A 17,411-nucleotide genomic window follows, 5' to 3' on the forward strand; every position below is an offset into this window, starting at 1 on the left:
CGGAACGGGTGGGCCGCAAGGGTGGAAGGGGAGGTACCGAAAAAAGTGAGGGGAGGGTGAATTTTCCTCTTGCGGCGGAGGCCGTGTTTCCGTAGAAAGCGGCTCCCGGACGACGGGAGCGCGGGCGTAGCTCAGGGGTAGAGCACAACCTTGCCAAGGTTGGGGTCGAGGGTTCGAATCCCTTCGCCCGCTCCAGTTATCCGGTGAAAGCGAAGATCAAAGGGCCGGGCGGCAACGCGCCGGCCCTTCGCTTTTCCGGCTTCCGCGGCCCGGCAACGGGCTTTTGAAATCGCTGGGTATCCCGTATCGACACTGGCCGTCCGGCGCGCTAGATCCATACACATGACCGACACTTCCCTCGCCGCCCGCGGCGTTGCGCTCGACTTGCTGCGCGACGTGCTGCGCAAGTCCGTCCCCTTCGACGACGCGTTCGACGCGCATCCCGAACTGGCGGCGTTGCAGCCGCGCGACCGCGGCTTCGTCCGCCTGCTGGTCGCCACCGTCCTGCGCCGGCTGGGCCAGATCGACGAGATGATCCAGGCCAGCCTCGCCAAGCCGGGCCTGCCCAAGGCGGCCATCCACGACATGCTGCGGCTGGGCACGGCGCAGCTGGTGTTCCTGAACACCCCCGCCCACGCCGCCGTCGACACCGCGGTGGAATTGGCGGCAGCGCGCAACGCCGCTCCCTACAAGGGGCTGATCAACGCCGTGCTCCGCCGCATCGGGCGCGAGGGGGCGGAGATGGCGGCGCGGCAGGATGCCGGGCGGCTGAACACGCCGGACTGGCTGTGGCTGTCCTGGCGCTCCGCCTATGGCACCGCCCGCACCCGCGGCATCGTCGAGGCGCACCTGCACGAGGCGCCGCTCGACATCACGGTGAAGTCCGACCCCGCCGGCTGGGCGGAGCGGTTGGGCGCCACCCTGCTGCCGACCGGATCGCTGCGCCGTCCGACCGGCGGGTCGGTGACCGAGCTTCCGGGCTTCGAGGACGGGGAATGGTGGATCCAGGATCTCGCCGCCTCGCTGCCGGCCAAGCTGTTCGGCGATCTGGCGGGCAAACGGGTGTTCGACCTGTGCGCCGCCCCCGGCGGCAAAACGGCGCAGCTGGTGGTGCGGGGCGCGCAGGTCACCGCCATCGACCGCTCGGCCCGCCGGCTGGAGCGGGTGACGGAGAACCTGAAGCGCCTGCACCTTGAGGCCGATGTGCTGGCCGCCGACGCCACCACCTGGGAGCCGGAGGAGCCGGCCGACGCCGTGCTGCTCGATGCGCCCTGCTCGGCTACGGGTGCGATCCGGCGGCATCCCGACATTCTTCGGGTCAAAACGCCCGACGACATCGCCAAGCTGGCCCGTGCCCAGTCGCGGCTGCTCGCCCGCTCGGTCGAGCTGGTGAAGCCTGGCGGCACGCTGATCTACTGCACCTGCTCCATCCAGCCGGAAGAGGGGGAGATGCAGGTCGCCCGCCTGCTGGAACAGGACAGGCGGGTGGAGCGTTGGCCTGTGACCGCCGACGAGCTCGGCGGCCTGTCGGAGCCGATCAACGAGGCGGGGGAGGTTCGCAGCCTGCCGGGCATGCTGGCCGATCTCGGCGGGATCGACGGCTTCTTCGTGGCACGCCTGCGCCGGCGCCCGGACTAAAGCTTTTTGCGGTCCGCACCGCGGGATAAATCCCAGCCCTGTCTTGCGGTGCGGGCGGCGAATTGATACGACACGAGCCATGCTTCCGTCCGCGCTCTCCCGCACCGCATCATCACCCTCCGCCGGCTGCCGACGCCGCTTGCGGTCCTGAAGGAGTCGGCGCAGATGGGCGACGGGAACGGACGGTTTCGCAGCGGCATGGCGCGCCTTGCCTATGGGAACCCCCTCTACGCCCTGATGCTGGGCGGCAAGGCGCCGGGCGCGCTGGCGGTGATCCCGCCCGATCCCTGGCCGGGCGATACCGACAACGGCAACGCCATGCTGGCCGGCCGGATGAGCTTCGCCGGCCAACCGGTCACGGTCGACCCCAACGGTGTGCCCAACTGGCGGCCCCAGGGCGTCAGCCCCGGCTGGCTGCGCGCCGCCCACGGCTTCGAATGGCTGCGCGACCTGCGCGCGGTCGGCGGCGACACCGCGCGGCGCCGGGCGCGGGTGCTGGTGTGGTCCTGGCTGGACCAGAACGGCGGCTGGCACTCGCAGAGCTGGGCGCCCGACGTGCTGGGCATGCGGCTGTCCAGTTGGATCGGTCTGCACGATTTCTACTGCGCGTCCGCCGACGACGAGTTCCGTGCCCGGGTGTTCGAGAGCATGGCCCGCCAGCTTCGCCACCTGCTGCGGGTGGCGCCGGCCAAGCTGGACGGCGAGCGGCTGATCGGCGCGATCAAGGGCCTGCTCTACGGCGGCTATTGCCTGCCCGACCAGGACAGGGCGGCACGGGAGGCGTTGCGCCTGCTCGACAAGGAGCTGCCCCGTCAGATCCTGCCCGATGGCGGCCATGTGGAGCGCAACCCGTCGATCCAGATGCGGGTGCTGCGCGACCTGATCGACATGCGCGCCGTTCTGCGCGTCGCGAAGGAGGAGGTGCCGGAAACCCTCCAGCACGCCATCGACCGCATGACGCCGGCCCTGCGCTTCTTCCGCCATGTCGATGGCAGCCTCGCCCTGTTCAATGGCGGGCGGGAGGAGGAGCCGGCGCTGATCGACACGGTGCTGGCCCAGGCCGATGCCCGCGGCCGTCCGTTGAAAAGCGCGCCGCACACCGGCTTCGAGCGTCTGCTCGCCGGGCGCACGCTGGTGCTGCTCGACACCGGCGCGCCGCCGCCGGCCGGGCTGGACCGCACCGCCCATGCCGGCACCCTGTCGATGGAGGTTTCCGTCAACAAGGAGCGGCTGATCGTCAATTGCGGCAGCCACCCGTCACAGCGCGGACCCTGGCGCGCGGCGCTGGCCGGCACCTCCGCCCATTCGACCATGGCGGTCGCCGACACCAATTCGTCGGAAGTGCTGGAGAAGGGCGGGCTCGGCCGCCGGCCGACGCATGTCAGCTGCGAACGCCAGGAATCGGACGGCGCCATGCTGGTGGTGGCCACCCACAACGGCTACAGCAAGGGCTTCGGCCTGCTGCACCGCCGCCGCGTCTATCTGGCCGACAATGGCGAGGATCTGCGCGGCGAGGACACGCTGGAGCCGGTGATCGGCGCCACGCCCCAACCGCAGCCCTATGCCATCCGCTTCCACCTGCACCCCAATGTCCAGGTCGTTCCGGTTCAGGCGCAGGGCAATGGGGGCAACGATCAGGTGCTGCTGCGCCTGCCCAGCGGCAATGCCTGGCGCATGCGGGTGACCGGCGCCGTGCTGGAGGTGGCGGAGAGCGTCTATCTCGGCAGCGGGGAGGAACCCCGTCGCACCCGGCAGATCATGATGCAGGGACAATGCGGACCCGAAGGGCTGACGGTGAAATGGGCCTTGCGCCGCGAGCGCAAGGCGGCGTAAATCGCGCCCATCCGCGGTGGCCGGGCCTATTCCCTTCGGGAGAGGCGTGGAAACACGGATGAACACGGGATTTTTTGGGCACGGACGACCACGGGACTCTTCACGCCGTGCTTATCCATGTCCGTCCGGGCCGGCAATGTGCAGACGGGCGGGCGGACGCGGATAAGCACAGCTGAGCGGCATTTCCGTGGTCGTCCGTGCTTTTCTTCTTCCGTGCTTGTCCGGGTCTCCCCGGTTGCCTGCGGCCATATGCAATTCCCGCAGCGATCAGGATGACGCCATGAGCCCGCCCAAAGCCAACCACGCCCCCGCCCCCGACAAGGTCCGCATCGCCCGCGCCCTGATTTCCGTGTCCGACAAGGCCGGTCTGGTGGAACTGGGCAAGGCGCTCGCCGCCCGCGGCGTCGAGATCCTGTCGACCGGCGGGTCGGCCCAGCGTCTGGCCGAGGCCGGCGTGCCGGTCAAGGAGGTCTCCGACCACACCGGCTTCCCGGAGATCATGGACGGCCGCGTCAAGACCCTGCACCCACGCGTCCATGGCGGCATCCTGGCCCGCCGCGACATCCACGCCGACGCGATGGCCCAGCACGACATCCCCGGCATCGATCTGGTGGTGGTCAACCTCTACCCCTTCGAGGCGACGGTCGCCAAGGGCGCTGCCTATGACGATTGCGTCGAGAACATCGACATCGGCGGGCCGGCGATGATCCGCGCCGCCGCCAAGAACCACGACTTCGTCGCCATCGTCACCGAGCCGTCCGACTACGAGGCGGTGATGGACGAGCTGGCGACCCATGACGGCTGCGTCACGCTGGCCCTGCGTCGCAAGCTGGCCCAGCGCGCCTATGCCCGCACCGCCGCCTACGATGCCGCCATCTCCACCTGGCTGGCCGGCCAGCTGGGTGAGACCTTCCCGCCGCGCACCACCCTGTCGGGCTCGCTGGCGCAGACCCTGCGCTATGGCGAGAACCCGCACCAGCAGGCGGCCTTCTACGTCACCGGCGAGAAGCGTCCGGGCGTCTCCACCGCCGTGCAGTTGCAGGGCAAGGAGCTGTCCTACAACAACCTGAACGACACCGATGCCGCTTTCGAGCTGGTGGCGGAGTTCGAGCAGCCGGCCGTTGCCATCATCAAGCACGCCAACCCCTGTGGCGTCGCCCAGGGTGCCAGCCTGCTGGAGGCCTACAAGTCGGCCCTGCTATGCGATCCGGTCAGCGCCTTCGGCGGCATCATCGCCGTCAACCGCAGCCTGGATGCCGAGACGGCCGAGGAGATCTCCAAGCTGTTCGCCGAGGTGGTGATTGCCCCCGACGCCGACGAGGCCGCCCGCGCGCTGCTCGCCACCAAGAAGAACCTGCGCGTGCTGCTGACCAAGGACGTGCCGAACCCGGCCGAGCCCGACATGATGATCAAGCAGCTGTCGGGCGGCTTCCTGCTGCAGAACCGCGACAGCGGCCGCATCGACCCGGCCGAGCTGAAGGTTGTCACCAAGCGCGCGCCGACCGAACAGGAACTGTCCGACCTGCTGTTCGCCTTCCGCGTCGCCAAGCACGTCAAGTCGAATGCCATCGTCTATGCCAAGAACGGCGCCACTGTGGGCGTCGGCGCCGGCCAGATGAGCCGTGTCGATTCGGCCCGTATCGCCGCCATCAAGTCGGGTGAAGCCGCCAAGGCCGCCGGCCTGTCGGAGCCGCTGACCAAGGGCTCCGTGGTTGCGTCGGACGCCTTCTTCCCCTTCGCCGACGGCCTTCTGGCCGCGGCGGAAGCGGGGGTGACGGCGGTGATCCAGCCGGGCGGTTCGATCCGCGACAACGACGTGATCGCCGCCGCGGACGAGAAGGGTCTGGCGATGGTGCTGACCGGAATGCGGCACTTCCGGCATTGATGATGTGAAACGAGCCCTCTCCCTTCAGGGGGGAGGGCTTTTTCTCACGCCTCCGCCAGCAGGTCGTCGGAATCCTCGACCCGCTTCAGCATCGACTGCCGCAGTTTCAGCAGTGCCCGGTGCTCCAGCTGGCGCACGCGCTCCTTGCTGACGCCCAGCTCACGGCCGAGTTCCTCCAGCGTGGCGCCTTCCTCGCGCAGGCGGCGTTCGCGGATGATGGTGCGTTCGCGCGGGCTCAGTTCGCCCAGCGCCTCCGCCAGCCATTGCGACCGCGTGCTGGCGTCGCGCATGCCGATCACCACGTCCTCGGGCGAGGGGCGCTGGTCGGCCAGGAAATCCTGCCAGTCGTCGTCGGAGCCGTCGGCCACCGGCGTGTTCAGCGACTGGTCGGAACCGGACAGGCGCATTTCCATCGCCTCGACCTCGGACACCTCGACCTTCAGTTCACCGGCGATCCACTCGCGGCCTTCCCTGGTCAGGGGCGCACCGCTGCCGTTCTGGGTGGCGCTGTCGATCTTGGCACGCAGCCGGCGCAGGTTGAAGAACAGGGATTTCTGCGCGGCGGTGGTGCCAGTCCGCACGATCGACCAGTTGCGCAGGATGTAGTCCTGCATGGCCGAGCGGATCCACCAGGCGGCGTAGGTGGAGAAACGCACCTCGCGGTCCGGTTCGAAGCGGCTGGCCGCCTGCATCAGGCCGACATTGCCCTCCTGGACGAGATCGCCCATCGGCAGGCCGTAATTGCGGAAACGCGATGCGGTGGCCACCACCAGACGGGTGTATGCCCGGACCAGCTGATGCAGGGCGCGTTCGTCGTTGCCCTCACGCCATTTTCGGGCGAGGTCGAATTCGTGGTCGCGCGACAGCAACGGCTCGCGCATGGATGCCTTGATGAAGCTCAGATTTGCACGCTGAGTCTCCGGATCGTCGATGTATGCCATCCGTCCCTTCCTTCCCGTCTGGGCGGCATCGTGTTCCTTCGCATATCCCCGTACTATCGGGTCTTCGCCGCTTTGCCGCCTGCCCCCGGTCGATGCCGTCGGGTTAAGACAACAAGCATGAGCGCGCCCTGTTGCGGAATCATACGCAGGTGTAGGGGGAGCGGATCACCGGAGAGGCAAAGGAATTTTTCCGGCGATCCGTTTATGGATGGCTGGTGAGGGGCGGAGAGCGGAAACTCTTTGCTGTTATTGTGGGAAGTTACGGTTGGGCGGAGCGATCTGGCAGAACCTGAAGTTGGGTCAGGCCTGGAAAAGGTCCAGCATCTCACCGAAAGAATCAAAACAGGCGCAGACGAGGTAGCCACCGCGGCCGCAACCGCCGTCGAGCGTCACCGTTGCCGGTCCGACACCGACGCCGGGGCTTTCCGGCACCCAGTTGGGGTCGTAGCCGCGCACCAGACGGCTGAAACCGCCATAGGGCTGCTCCAGCCGGGTGAAACCGGCGCTGCCCCACCAGAAAGCGTCGCCCTGGCCGGTCAGCGGGCGGCGGGGATCGATGCCGGAATTGACCAGCAGCAGGCTTCCGCCGCCGCGGCTGCTGCCGGTCCAGCCCTCGCCGTCCCCAGCATCCTCCGGAAGGCCGTCGGAGGAGCCGTCATCCGCGGCCCCGCCCTGCGATGCCGGGCCGCCGGTGTAGGCGGCCCGGCGCAGCGCGTTGAACAGCTGCTCATGACCGGGCCTCGCGGCCACCGCCTGCCGGAGTTCGCGCGTCCAGCGGCCCAGCATCACCGCCCCGCCGCGTGCCGCCGCCTTGCCGGCATCGAGATGACCGCCATAGGCCGCCAGGGTCGGTGCAACGCCCTGGCGCAGCATCCAGTCCAGCACGGTGCGCGGGTCGGGAGCGAAATGGAGTTGCAGCAACTTCTGCCACATCTCCTCCTGCTGGCCGCGCAGGTAGACGATGTCGGATGCGATCATGCCCGGCATCGCCAGCAGGGCGATGCGGAAGGCCAGCAGCCGGTCGATGGTTTCCACCACCTGCTCGCCGAAGCCGATCATGTTGCCGAGATAGACCAGCCGGTCGCCGGGACGGAAGCGCTGGCCGACGGCCTGATGGATCAGGTCCAGCCGGTCCGGCTGTGCGTGGATGGCGCCGATGGCCCAGACCCGGCGCGGCCGGCCGAGCGACGCGAAACGGCTGTCGTCCTCAAGGGCACCGACAAGGGCACCGGCACTGGGGCCGGCAGGTCGGTTGGTCCGGCGGTTGGGAAGACCAAGGCGCGGCGGCAGACCCAAACTCGATTCCCTTCGACGTCGTTCGCGAAGTCGTTCCGACGCTGTCCGCCGGAAGGCGGCCGGAGTTTAGGCGTGTCATGCCGTGGAAACAAAGGCGAAAAACGAGACGGGCGCGCGGCGTGACGTAGCAGCCGCGCGCCCGTTCGTGTCACGGACGTATATGAGGTGCCCGGAAACCGGGACCTGGAATCAGGCGGCCTTGGACAGCACCGATTCCAGACGCTCGGTCGCCTTGGTCTCGTCGATCTTCTCGACGGCGGCCAGCTCGCGGGCCAGACGCTCCAGGGCGGCCTGATAGATCTGGCGCTCGCTGTAGGACTGGTCGGACTGGTCGGCACCGCGGTACAGGTCGCGCACCACCTCGGCGATGGACACCGGATCGCCGGAGTTGATCTTGGCCTCATACTCCTGGGCGCGGCGGCTCCACATGGTGCGGCGGACGCGCGAACGGCCCTGCAGAGTCTCCAGCGCGACCTTGATCCGGTCCTTGGAGGACAGGCGGCGCAGGCCGGCGTTGCGGGCCTTGGTAACCGGAACCTTGAGCGTCATGCGCTCTTTCTCGAACGTGATCGCGTAGAGTTGAACCTCGAGTCCGGCAATGCTGTGGGTCTCGATCCCTTCGACCCGACCGACGCCATGAGCCGGATAAACGACGAAGTCACCGGCTTCGAAGTCAAGCTTGTTCGACATGTGGATTGGCTCTCACTTCTCGCGATCACGCCATTTTGCCGCCCCGGTGGAAGGGACGAAAAAGGACCCCGGACGATTATGGCGCCGTGGGGATGGGACCCATCCACGACGATCACAAAAGCCACAGGTCCTGGAACGATGGGAAAACCGGCAATGGCGCGAAGGCCGGCTCCGGGCGCGCATTATAGCGATGTTACGCCCGAGTTACAAAGGGAACGCGCAATGCATCGGGCGGAAATCGTCCATCGCCCGGCCATGGCCGCCCCGTCGATTTTGCATAGCAACATCGATTGGTGCAATCGGTTGATGTGGCCCGACTCGAAAAATCCTACTCGGATCGGGGGCCGGGCCGCATCGTCAGTCGGTCTCAGCCCGCTTTCGGGGAGAAATACTTCTCGAACTTGCCGTCCACACCCTTGAACTCGTCGGCGTCGGCCGGCGCGTCCTTCTTGCGGGTGATGTTCGGCCACTGGCCGGAATAGTCGCGGTTCATCTCCAGCCACTTGGTCGCGCGGTCGTCGGTGTCGGGGACGATCGCCTCGGCCGGGCATTCCGGCTCGCACACGCCGCAGTCGATGCACTCGTCCGGATGGATGACCAGCATGTTCTCACCCTCGTAGAAGCAATCCACGGGGCAGACTTCGACGCAGTCGGTGTACTTGCACTTGATGCAGCCGTCGGTGACGACGTAGGGCATGATCTCTTCTCCGCTGTTCCGGCCCGCGGTGCCAGCCGCGCGTCCGTGGTCCCGCTATCGCCCGTCGGGGCTGATCGGAGCCGTTTCCCAGGAATAGGGCACGCGCATGGCACAGGGCCGGATGGCCAACCCGCGCCTGCCTAGCACGCCGCAGACGAGCCGTTCAACCCTGTGCGTGATGTGGGCGACCCTGTCGCACCTTGCATTGCGCCATTCGCAGCGATGGCCGGGCCGGCGGCTTGTGAAAACGCCTCCATGAAGGCGCGCAGGCTGGCGGTTTCGATGGCGTCGGCACGCCGCACGAACTGGGTCGGCATGCGGGCCAGCGCGTCGGGCAGCGGCCGGGCCGCCAGCAGGTCGCGCCAGGGATTGCGCTCGACGACGGCGCGCGGGATGACCGTCACCCCCATGCCGGCGCCAACGCAGCCCAGGATGGCGTCCAGCGCCCCGAACTCCATGACCCGGAAGGGCACGCGCCCGGCCTCGCGCATCGCCATCTCCGCCCGGCCGCGATAGGCGCAGGCCCTGCCGAAGGCGATCAGGGTGCGGCGCGCGGACTCGGTGGTCAGGCCGGCGGCCGGCTCGGCCAGCACCAGCTCCTCGTCGAAGATGCGCCGGGCGATCAGGTCGGGGTGGGCGACCTCGCCGCCGACGAAGGCGCCGTCCAGCCGTCCGGCCAGCACGTCCGCCAGCAGAGTCTCGGTCGGGCCGGGGGTGATGGTCAGATCCACGTCGGGATGGTCGCGGTGGAAGCGGGCCAGGACCGGCGGCAGACGCACCGCAGCGGTCGACTCCATGCTGCCCACCGCCAGCCGGCCGCCGCGCCCGGCCGCTTCCGCCACCGCATCGCGGGCTTGGGCGACCAGCCGCAGCACCCGGTCGGCATAGCCGCTGAGCACCCGCCCGGCCGGCGTCGGCTCCATCCCGCGGCTGAGGCGGAGGAACAGATCGACGCCCAAATCCTCCTCAAGCCGTTTGATTCGCGCGGTGACGTTGGACTGCACGCAGTTCAGCGCCTCCGCCGCCCGGCTGACGCTTCCGGTGTCGGCGACCGCCTTCACCACCCGCAAACCGGCCAGATCCATCGCGAGGCCTCCTTCCACTTCCTGTGCATGGCACCCATCACTGAAAGTGGAGCTTATCATCAGAACAATTCATTGGAAATGAGGGCGGGGCCGCGGCCATGATGGACGCCAAATCAATCGGCCCACCGGACGGTTCGTTCCGTCGAACAGTTCCCGGTCAAAGGAGCCGGCCGAAAAGACGAGAGGGCGTGGATCATGGTGCGAGTGCTGGTTGGCGGCCTGATCGGGCTTGCCATCGCAATGGGTGTCGCGCGTTTCGCCTTCACCCCGATCCTGCCGGCAATGCAGGAGGCCACCGGGCTGCGGGCCGACGGGGCGGGGCTGCTCGCCTCTCTGAACTATCTGGGCTATTTCATCGGCGCGCTGGGCGCTGGGCTGGTGCCGCACGGCGCCACGCGGACGGCGATGTACCGGCTGTCGCTGCTGGTCAGCGTCGTCACCACCGCGGCGATGGGGCTGGAGCTGGGCGATGCCGGGCAGGCGATGCCGGTCTGGCTGGTCCTGCGCTTCCTGTCGGGGGTGTCGAGCGCCGGCATCTTCATCCTGGGCATCGCCATGGTGCTGGACACGCTGACGCGGCGGGGCGGCGAACGCTTCGCCGGCTGGCTCTACACCGGGGTGGGGCTGGGCATTGCATCGTCGGGGCTGTTCGTCGCGCTGTTCGGTGACCGGCTGGGCTGGGCCGGCGACTGGCTGGCTCTGGGAGCGGTCTGCGCGGTGCTTGGGCTGATGCCCGGCCTCTGGGTGCGCGACCCGCCGCAGCCGCCGCATTCCGCCACGGCCGGGGCGGCGGGAGATGCCGGTACGGCACGACGGGGAGGACTGTCGGCGCCGCTCCTGCTGCTGACGCTCGCCTATTTCCTGGAAGGCGGCGGCTACATCGTGTCGGCCACTTTCCTGGTGTCGATCCTGAAGACCGATCCCGGCACCGCCGCGGTGGGCGAGGCTGCCTGGATGGTGGCCGGGCTGGGGGCGATGGGCGCCGGGGTGTTCTGGGCCGCAGTCGCCCGCCGGTCGAACAGCTGGTGGTCGCTGATCCTGGCGCACCTGACACAGGCCGTCGCCATCCTGCTGCCGATGACCGGATCGCCGACGGTGGCCGTCATTTCCGCGCTGTTGTTCGGCGGTACCTTCGTCGGCATCGTCTCCCAGGCTTTCGCGCTGGGGCGGCAGCTGTCGGCCGGCGCCTCGGCCCGGGTGGTCGGGGCGCTGACCGCCGCCTATGGGTTGGGGCAGATCATCGGGCCGCTGCCGGCCGGGCTGGTGGTGACCCGCACCGGCAGCTTCAATGCCGTGCTGCTGGGGGCTGCGGCCGTGGTGGTGCTGGGCGCGCTGCTGCTGGCGCTGGGCATGGTGATCGCCGGACGACAGTCGTCGGCGGGGTCGGCATTTGCCGCGCCCAAAGCGTCATGAGGGGAAATGCGTCATGAGGGGAAAAGTTTCGTAAGTATTCAAAAGGTCTGCCTGCGACAATCAGCGCCGGATTTTCTGCGATGCCGTTGTTCTCCCCGATCGTTTGCTTTGGCTACAGTCTGGTCCATAACAACCAGATCCCGGGGGAGTCGATGAAACGCAAGCTGGTTCCAGACGTCGTGAAGTCGCAGGAACTGATCCTGGTGCCGGAGGATACCTCCGTCGCCACGGTGTCGAAGATGATGGCCGACAAGAACATCGGCGCGGTGCTGGTGGTGGACCACGGCGCCCTGATCGGCATCGTCACCGAGCGCGACCTGAACAACAAGGTGCTGTCCAAGGATCTCGACCCGTCGTCGGTGGAGGTCGGTGCGGTGATGACCCGCAACCCCGACAGCCTGCCGCCCGACGCCGACGCGGTCGACGCGCTGAAGCTGATGCATGACAAGCATTACCGGCACCTGCCCATCACCCAGGGCAAGCGTGCGGTCGGCATCGTGTCGATCCGCGACCTGTTCAAGGTCGCCTATGAGCATCTGATGGCCGAACGCGCCGAGGCGTGACGGGGAAGGGGGCGTCGCGGACGGCGCCCCCTTCCTTTCGGTCAATGTGCCGCGCTGCGCTTGCGCCGGGCCAGCAGGTTCAGCGCCTCCACCAGGGTGGAGAAGGCGATGGCGAAGTACAGGTAACCCTTGGGGATGTGGAAGCCGAAGCCGTCCGCCACCAGCGCCACGCCGACCAGCAGCAGGAAGGACAGCGCCAGCATCTTCACCGTGACGTGACGGTTGACGAAATCGCCGACCGGGCCGGAGGCGAACAGCATCACTGCCATGGCGATGACGACGGCGGCGACCATCACCGGCAGATGGTCGGACATGCCGACCGCGGTGATGACGCTGTCGAGCGAGAAGACGATGTCCAGGAACATGATCTGGACGACCACCGAGGTGAAGGTGGCGTGCTTGGGTGCCGATCCGCCCTCCTCATGGCCTTCGACGGTGTGATGGATCTCCAGCGTGCCCTTGGCCAGCAGGAACAGGCCGCCGAGGATCAGGATCAGGTCGCGGCCCGACACATCCCAGCCGGCGACGGTGAACAGCGGCTGGGTCAGCTGCGCCACCCAGGCGATGGAGGCCAGCAGCGCCAGGCGGGTCAGCAGCGCCAGCGCCAGGCCGACGCGCCGCGCGCTGTGCTGCCGTTCAGGCGGCAGCTTCGACGCCATGATCGAGATGAAGATGATGTTGTCGATGCCCAGCACGATCTCCAACGCGGTCAACGTCAGAAGGCTGGCCCAGACATTCGGGTCGGAGAGCAGGTCGAGCATGTAGGGGCGGGGCTCCGGCAGTCAGATGGCGGCAATCAGGTGGCGGTCGCCAGATGGGTGCAACCGACGGGTTTCACGCCGGCACCGCGGGGCGCCAGCGTGACCGCGACCACATGAGGTCGGCTTCGGCCCGCTGCAAGGGGCCAGTTCCATTTTCCCGCCTGTCTGCTCCCCTGACTTGCCGGTGTTTTTGCGGGCGTCTTACCGCCCTTTTGCCGCCGATCCCGCGACCGTGCGTTTCATCTCCAGAAGGCTGCGGTCCGCTGTCCTGCCGCCGTGCTGGGGATGCGGCCGAAAGGGGATGGGTCGGCGTGCTCCACCTCGTGCCGCTCGACGGTCTGTCGGGTGGCCGTGATGCTGTCGGTCCGCTCGCTCCAGGCGCGCCGGCGGACCGCCATCTGAAGCCGGCAATCCTGGGAGCAGTAGAAGGGGGCTGGGCCGCGGGCGGACGTGCGGACGAAGGGCCTGCCGCAGCAGGCGCAGTAAAGTGTGGTCATGGTCGTTTCCTCCGGAACGGGCGGCCGTTTGCCGGCCTTGCCCAGAGCCTTGCGGCTGATCGTCCAACGGATGACCGGCCTTCGGCTCTGCTGATGCTGTTGGATGAATTGTGTCGGCTGGCCCCAGGCATCGCCAGCGATCAAAAGACATAAGCCCGTATAGCCTCAAGTATTCGGGGCCGGAATTGGGAGCCGTAACAGCAGCTTAGATGCACGGGCGCGTCAATTCGCCGCGATGCTCTGCCGCTCGTCCAGGCAGGGATTTTTCGACAGTCGTGTCTTTCAACGGGAGCCTGACAGTGCCATCTATTGCTTTTGGTCAATTATGCGGAAAGACGAGACGCGATGACGCTGAGACGCCTCGCCACCTTCCTGAAAACCGAAAGCGCCAGCGGCGTGGTCCTGATGATTGCGGCGGTGCTTGCCCTGATCTGGGCGAACTCGCCGGCGGCCCCGCTCTACGATGCGATCCTGGCGATGAAGGTGGCGGTGACGGCCGGCGGCATCGGGTTGGACAAGCCGCTGATCCTGTGGATCAACGACGGACTGATGGCGATCTTCTTCCTGCTGGTCGGGCTGGAGATCAAGCGCGAGGTGCTGGAGGGCGAACTGTCGAGCCCGGCCAAGGCGATGCTGCCCGGCATCGCGGCCTTGGGCGGCATGGCGGTGCCGGCGCTGGTCTATTGCCTGTTCGCCCAGGCCGAACCGGGCGCCCTGCAGGGCTGGGCGATCCCGGCCGCCACCGACATCGCCTTCGCGCTCGGTGTGCTGGCCCTGCTGGGCAACCGGGTCCCCAGCAGCCTGCGCGTCTTTCTGCTGGCGCTGGCGATTATGGACGATCTGGGCGCCATCGTGATCATCGCCATCTTCTACAGCCACGGTCTGGTGCCGCTGGCGCTGGGTCTGGCGGCGGCATCGGCGGTCGGTCTGTGGCTGCTGAACCGGGCGGGGGTGCGGTCGCTGACGCCCTATCTGGTGCTGGGACTGATCCTGTGGGTGTGCGTGCTGAAATCGGGCATCCACGCGACGCTGGCCGGCGTGGTGCTGGCCTTCGCCATTCCGTTGCGCGTCGAAGACCGCGCCGGCAAGCGTGCGCCGGACGCGCCGCTTTATCGCCTGGAGCATGCGCTGCACCCGTGGGTGGCCTTCCTGATCATGCCGGTCTTCGCGCTCGCCAATGCCGGCGTGCCGCTCGACGGCATCACCCCTGCCAGCCTGCTGGAGCCGGTGCCGCTGGGCATCGCGCTCGGCCTGTTCCTGGGCAAGCAGGCGGGTGTCTTCCTGGCGGTGTGGATCGCCGTGCGGACCGGCGTGGTCGAGCGGCCGGCGCGCGCCAGCTGGGGCCAGATCTACGGCGTCGCCGTGCTGACCGGTATCGGCTTCACTATGAGCCTGTTCATCGGGACGCTGGCCTTCGCCGATCCGCATCATGCGGTGGCGGTGCGGCTGGGCGTGCTGACCGGCTCGCTCGCCTCGGCACTGGCCGGCTATGCGCTGCTCCATGCCGCCGGCAGCGCGCGGGCGCGGGAGGTGGCCCGGGCAAGCTGAGATCGCCGGACCGGGATGGCCCCATGGGATCGCCCATGGGAGCGCCGCAGGCGGCAGGGCGGCATGGTGTCCGCTGGGTACGCGAACTTTGTGCCCGGAGGGTGGAACAGCCGGGGGGATCGGCGGGTTCTTCCCTTGCGGGGAGTCGCGCTGCGGGCGCGGGACCGCCTGACTCGGGGGGACATGCGATGATCGACGCCATCCGCACACGCCGGCACGCCGTTGCCGAAGCGCCGCCGCCGGGCGCTACAGGCGGTTCGGTCCCCATCGATTTCCAGCGGCTGGAGCGGCTTCGCCGCCTGACCCGGCTGATGGACACCCGTTGGCGCATTCCCTTCACCCGCATCCCCATCGGGCTGGACGGCATAGCCAGCGTGGTTCCGGTGGCGGGCGACACGGTGACGGCGTTCGTTTCCGCCTACATCATCATGGAGGCCGCCCGCTTCGACCTGCCGAAGACGCTGGTGGCCCGCATGGTCTTCAACGTGCTGCTGGATTGGGCGGGCGGCTCGGTCCCGGTGCTGGGCACCGTGTTCGACATCGCCTTCAAGGCCAACCGGATGAACCTGAACCTGCTGCACGAGCATCTGGAACAGCGTCTGGCCGCCACCGCCGCCGCCACCGCGAAGCGCTGAAGCGGCAGCCGCCGAAAGGCGGCTCTTTCCGATCTTGACGTGGATCAAGGCAGGGGTGGGGGGACTGCGGCACTCTGTCGCTCATGAACGCCATCACCGCCCTGGCCGTTTCGCCGGCCCCCGCCAACCCGTCCCATTCCCATGGTGTCGCCCACGGTGTCGACGCCGCGCTGCTCGCCAAGTATGACGGGCTGCGGGTGCCGCGTTACACCAGCTACCCGACCGCGCCGCACTTCACGCCAGAGGTGAACGGCGACGTCTACGGTGGCTGGCTGGAGGCGATCGAGCCGTCCCGCTCGGGATCGCTCTACCTGCATGTCCCCTTCTGCCAGAAGATGTGCTGGTACTGCGGCTGCCACACCAAGATCGTCGCCCGCTACGAGCCGATCGCGGAGTATCTCGACCATATGCGGCGCGAGATCGCCATGGTGGCCGACCGTATTCCCGGCCGGCTGGCGGTGCGCCACATCCATTTCGGCGGCGGCACCCCGACCATGATGGCGCCCGACGATTTCGAGGCGATGATCGCACTGCTGCTCAAACGCTTCGACGTCGCCGACGATGCCGAACTGGCGGTGGAGATCGATCCCCGCACCCTGACGGTGGAGATGGCGGCTGCGATGGGCCGCGCCGGGGTCAACCGCGCCTCGCTGGGCGTGCAGGATTTCGACGAGACGGTGCAGCAGGCGATCAACCGCGTCCAGCCGCGCGCCGTCACCGAGCAGGCGCTGGCCTGGCTGAAGGATGCCGGCATCGCCAGCGTCAATTTGGACCTGATGTACGGCCTGCCGCACCAGTCGGTGGAGAGTGTCGCCCGCTCCGCCGAAGTCGCGCTGGAAATGGCGCCCGACCGGCTGTCGGTTTTCGGCTACGCCCATGTGCCGTGGATGAAAACCCACCAGAAGAAGATCGACGAGTCGGTTCTGGCCGGTTCGCTCGGCCGCTGGGAGCAGTTCGCCGCCATCGCCGACACGCTGTCGGCCGCCGGCTACAGCGCCATCGGTCTCGACCATTTCGCCCGCCCCGGCGACGAGCTGGCGGTGCAGCAGGAGGAAGGGCGGCTGGGCCGCAACTTCCAGGGCTACACCACCGACGATGCAGAGATTCTGCTGGGCTTCGGCTCCTCCTCCATCGGTGCCTTGCCGCAGGGCTATGTGCAGAACGCGGTGCCCTTCGACCATTACGCCACCGCCATCGAGGAGGGCCGCCTGCCCACCGGCAAGGGCATCGCGCTGACCCAGGACGACAAGGTGCGGCGCGACCTGATCATGCGGCTGATGTGCGACCTGTCGGTCGACACCGCCGCCATCGCCCGTGCCCACGGCTTGCCCGAGTCCGCCTTCGACGCGGAACTGGAGGGCATGGCCGATCTGGTCGCCGACGGCGTCGCGGTGATGGACGGCCGGCGCATCCATGTGCCGGAGAACGCCCGTCCGTTGATGCGCATCGTTGCCGCCCGCTTCGACACCCACCTGTCCAAGGGCGCCGGGCGGCACAGCCGGGCGGTTTGACGGCATTCGGAGAAAGTCGGGCGGAGAAAGTCGGGCAAAAGAAAAGGCGGCCGGCGCCACCCGCCGACCGCCTTTCCCCGTGCCGCGCATCCGAACCCACAAGGCTACGCGGCAACCTCGTTGATGCCCTGCATCAATGTCCGCAGCATGTCGCCGCTGAGGCGGTTGGACGTGACGTCGCCCGTCTGCTGCTGCATGCTGCCATAGGAGGCCATCCGCTCCTGTTCCGACACATAGCCGTCCTTGTTGGTGTCCAGCGGGTCGTAGCCGGTCGTGCCGCCGGCTGCTGCCGAGCTTGAAGCCGCGGAACTGGAGGATGCCGAACTGGAGGATGCCGAACTGGAGGACAGGGTCGAGGACGTGCTGCCGCTGTCCGAAGCGCCGGAAGTGCCTGTGTCATTGGCGGGCGGCGGCGGGG

General features: G+C 68.1%; 15 protein-coding genes, 1 tRNA gene and 1 pseudogene. 9 read left to right on the forward strand and 8 right to left on the reverse strand.

Features of this window, described 5'->3' with window-relative positions; genetic code table 11:
- Positions 1-120: 120 nt before the first annotated feature.
- The 4 genes from GBZ48_RS29240 to purH all read left to right on the forward strand — a co-directional run bounded on the left by GBZ48_RS29240 (position 121) and on the right by purH (position 5,356).
- Positions 121-195: transfer RNA gene (locus GBZ48_RS29240), tRNA-Gly, on the forward strand.
- 147 nt (positions 196-342) lie between these two features.
- Positions 343-1,638: an RsmB/NOP family class I SAM-dependent RNA methyltransferase gene (locus tag GBZ48_RS29245; protein WP_174474234.1), complete on the forward strand. Its 1,296-nt coding sequence runs from the start codon at positions 343-345 to the stop codon at positions 1,636-1,638.
- 165 nt (positions 1,639-1,803) lie between these two features.
- Positions 1,804-3,471 (forward strand): heparinase II/III family protein, encoded by a 1,668-nt coding sequence (locus GBZ48_RS29250; RefSeq protein ID WP_174474235.1) that lies wholly within the window; start codon positions 1,804-1,806, stop codon positions 3,469-3,471.
- A 280-nt stretch (positions 3,472-3,751) separates the two neighbouring features.
- Positions 3,752-5,356 (forward strand): bifunctional phosphoribosylaminoimidazolecarboxamide formyltransferase/IMP cyclohydrolase, encoded by a 1,605-nt coding sequence (gene purH / locus GBZ48_RS29255; RefSeq protein ID WP_174474236.1) that lies wholly within the window; start codon positions 3,752-3,754, stop codon positions 5,354-5,356.
- Positions 5,357-5,400: 44 nt separating this feature from the next.
- Here purH and GBZ48_RS29260 read toward each other — a convergent pair whose 3' ends face one another.
- The 5 genes from GBZ48_RS29260 to GBZ48_RS29280 all read right to left on the reverse strand — a co-directional run bounded on the left by GBZ48_RS29260 (position 5,401) and on the right by GBZ48_RS29280 (position 10,065).
- Positions 5,401-6,297, reverse strand: coding sequence for an RNA polymerase factor sigma-32 (locus GBZ48_RS29260; RefSeq protein ID WP_109048123.1), 897 nt, complete (start codon positions 6,295-6,297; stop codon positions 5,401-5,403).
- Positions 6,298-6,597: 300 nt separating this feature from the next.
- Entirely contained in the window at positions 6,598-7,593 is a 996-nt protein-coding gene (locus GBZ48_RS29265; protein WP_174474237.1) for a metallophosphoesterase family protein, read from the reverse strand.
- Positions 7,594-7,782: 189 nt separating this feature from the next.
- Positions 7,783-8,283 (reverse strand): CarD family transcriptional regulator, encoded by a 501-nt coding sequence (locus GBZ48_RS29270; protein ID WP_014248912.1) that lies wholly within the window; start codon positions 8,281-8,283, stop codon positions 7,783-7,785.
- 367 nt (positions 8,284-8,650) lie between these two features.
- Positions 8,651-8,980 carry a ferredoxin FdxA gene (fdxA, locus tag GBZ48_RS29275; protein ID WP_098738899.1) on the reverse strand — a complete coding sequence of 110 codons (330 nt, stop codon included), beginning with the start codon at positions 8,978-8,980 and terminating at the stop codon, positions 8,651-8,653.
- A gap of 140 nt (positions 8,981-9,120) precedes the next feature.
- Entirely contained in the window at positions 9,121-10,065 is a 945-nt protein-coding gene (locus tag GBZ48_RS29280) for a LysR family transcriptional regulator (RefSeq protein WP_174474238.1), read from the reverse strand.
- 195 nt (positions 10,066-10,260) lie between these two features.
- Between GBZ48_RS29280 and GBZ48_RS29285 the strand changes: the two genes are divergently transcribed.
- Entirely contained in the window at positions 10,261-11,478 is a 1,218-nt protein-coding gene (locus tag GBZ48_RS29285) for a YbfB/YjiJ family MFS transporter (protein ID WP_174474239.1), read from the forward strand.
- A 152-nt stretch (positions 11,479-11,630) separates the two neighbouring features.
- Positions 11,631-12,041, forward strand: a complete 411-nt coding sequence (locus tag GBZ48_RS29290; protein ID WP_109048118.1) for a CBS domain-containing protein — start codon at positions 11,631-11,633, stop codon at positions 12,039-12,041.
- Positions 12,042-12,082: 41 nt separating this feature from the next.
- Here the strand turns inward: GBZ48_RS29290 and GBZ48_RS29295 are convergent, their stop codons facing one another.
- Both GBZ48_RS29295 and GBZ48_RS29300 read right to left on the reverse strand, forming a co-directional pair.
- Entirely contained in the window at positions 12,083-12,802 is a 720-nt protein-coding gene (locus tag GBZ48_RS29295; protein ID WP_174474240.1) for a TerC family protein, read from the reverse strand.
- A 239-nt stretch (positions 12,803-13,041) separates the two neighbouring features.
- Entirely contained in the window at positions 13,042-13,299 is a 258-nt protein-coding gene (locus GBZ48_RS29300; RefSeq protein ID WP_174474241.1) for a hypothetical protein, read from the reverse strand.
- Positions 13,300-13,644: 345 nt separating this feature from the next.
- Between GBZ48_RS29300 and nhaA the strand changes: the two genes are divergently transcribed.
- The 3 genes from nhaA (at position 13,645) to hemN (ending at position 16,993) form a co-directional block, all read left to right on the forward strand.
- Positions 13,645-14,847 carry a Na+/H+ antiporter NhaA gene (gene nhaA, locus GBZ48_RS29305; protein WP_174474242.1) on the forward strand — a complete coding sequence of 401 codons (1,203 nt, stop codon included), beginning with the start codon at positions 13,645-13,647 and terminating at the stop codon, positions 14,845-14,847.
- Between the two features lie 188 nt (positions 14,848-15,035).
- Entirely contained in the window at positions 15,036-15,482 is a 447-nt protein-coding gene (locus tag GBZ48_RS29310; protein ID WP_174474243.1) for a DUF4112 domain-containing protein, read from the forward strand.
- An 83-nt stretch (positions 15,483-15,565) separates the two neighbouring features.
- Positions 15,566-16,993 (forward strand): oxygen-independent coproporphyrinogen III oxidase, encoded by a 1,428-nt coding sequence (hemN, locus tag GBZ48_RS29315; protein ID WP_174474244.1) that lies wholly within the window; start codon positions 15,566-15,568, stop codon positions 16,991-16,993.
- A gap of 104 nt (positions 16,994-17,097) precedes the next feature.
- Here hemN and GBZ48_RS36005 read toward each other — a convergent pair.
- Positions 17,098-17,411 (reverse strand): annotated as a pseudogene (locus tag GBZ48_RS36005) (hypothetical protein); the annotation flags it as partial.

The organism is Azospirillum melinis (assembly GCF_013340935.1).
In the GTDB taxonomy this organism is placed as follows: domain Bacteria; phylum Pseudomonadota; class Alphaproteobacteria; order Azospirillales; family Azospirillaceae; genus Azospirillum; species Azospirillum melinis.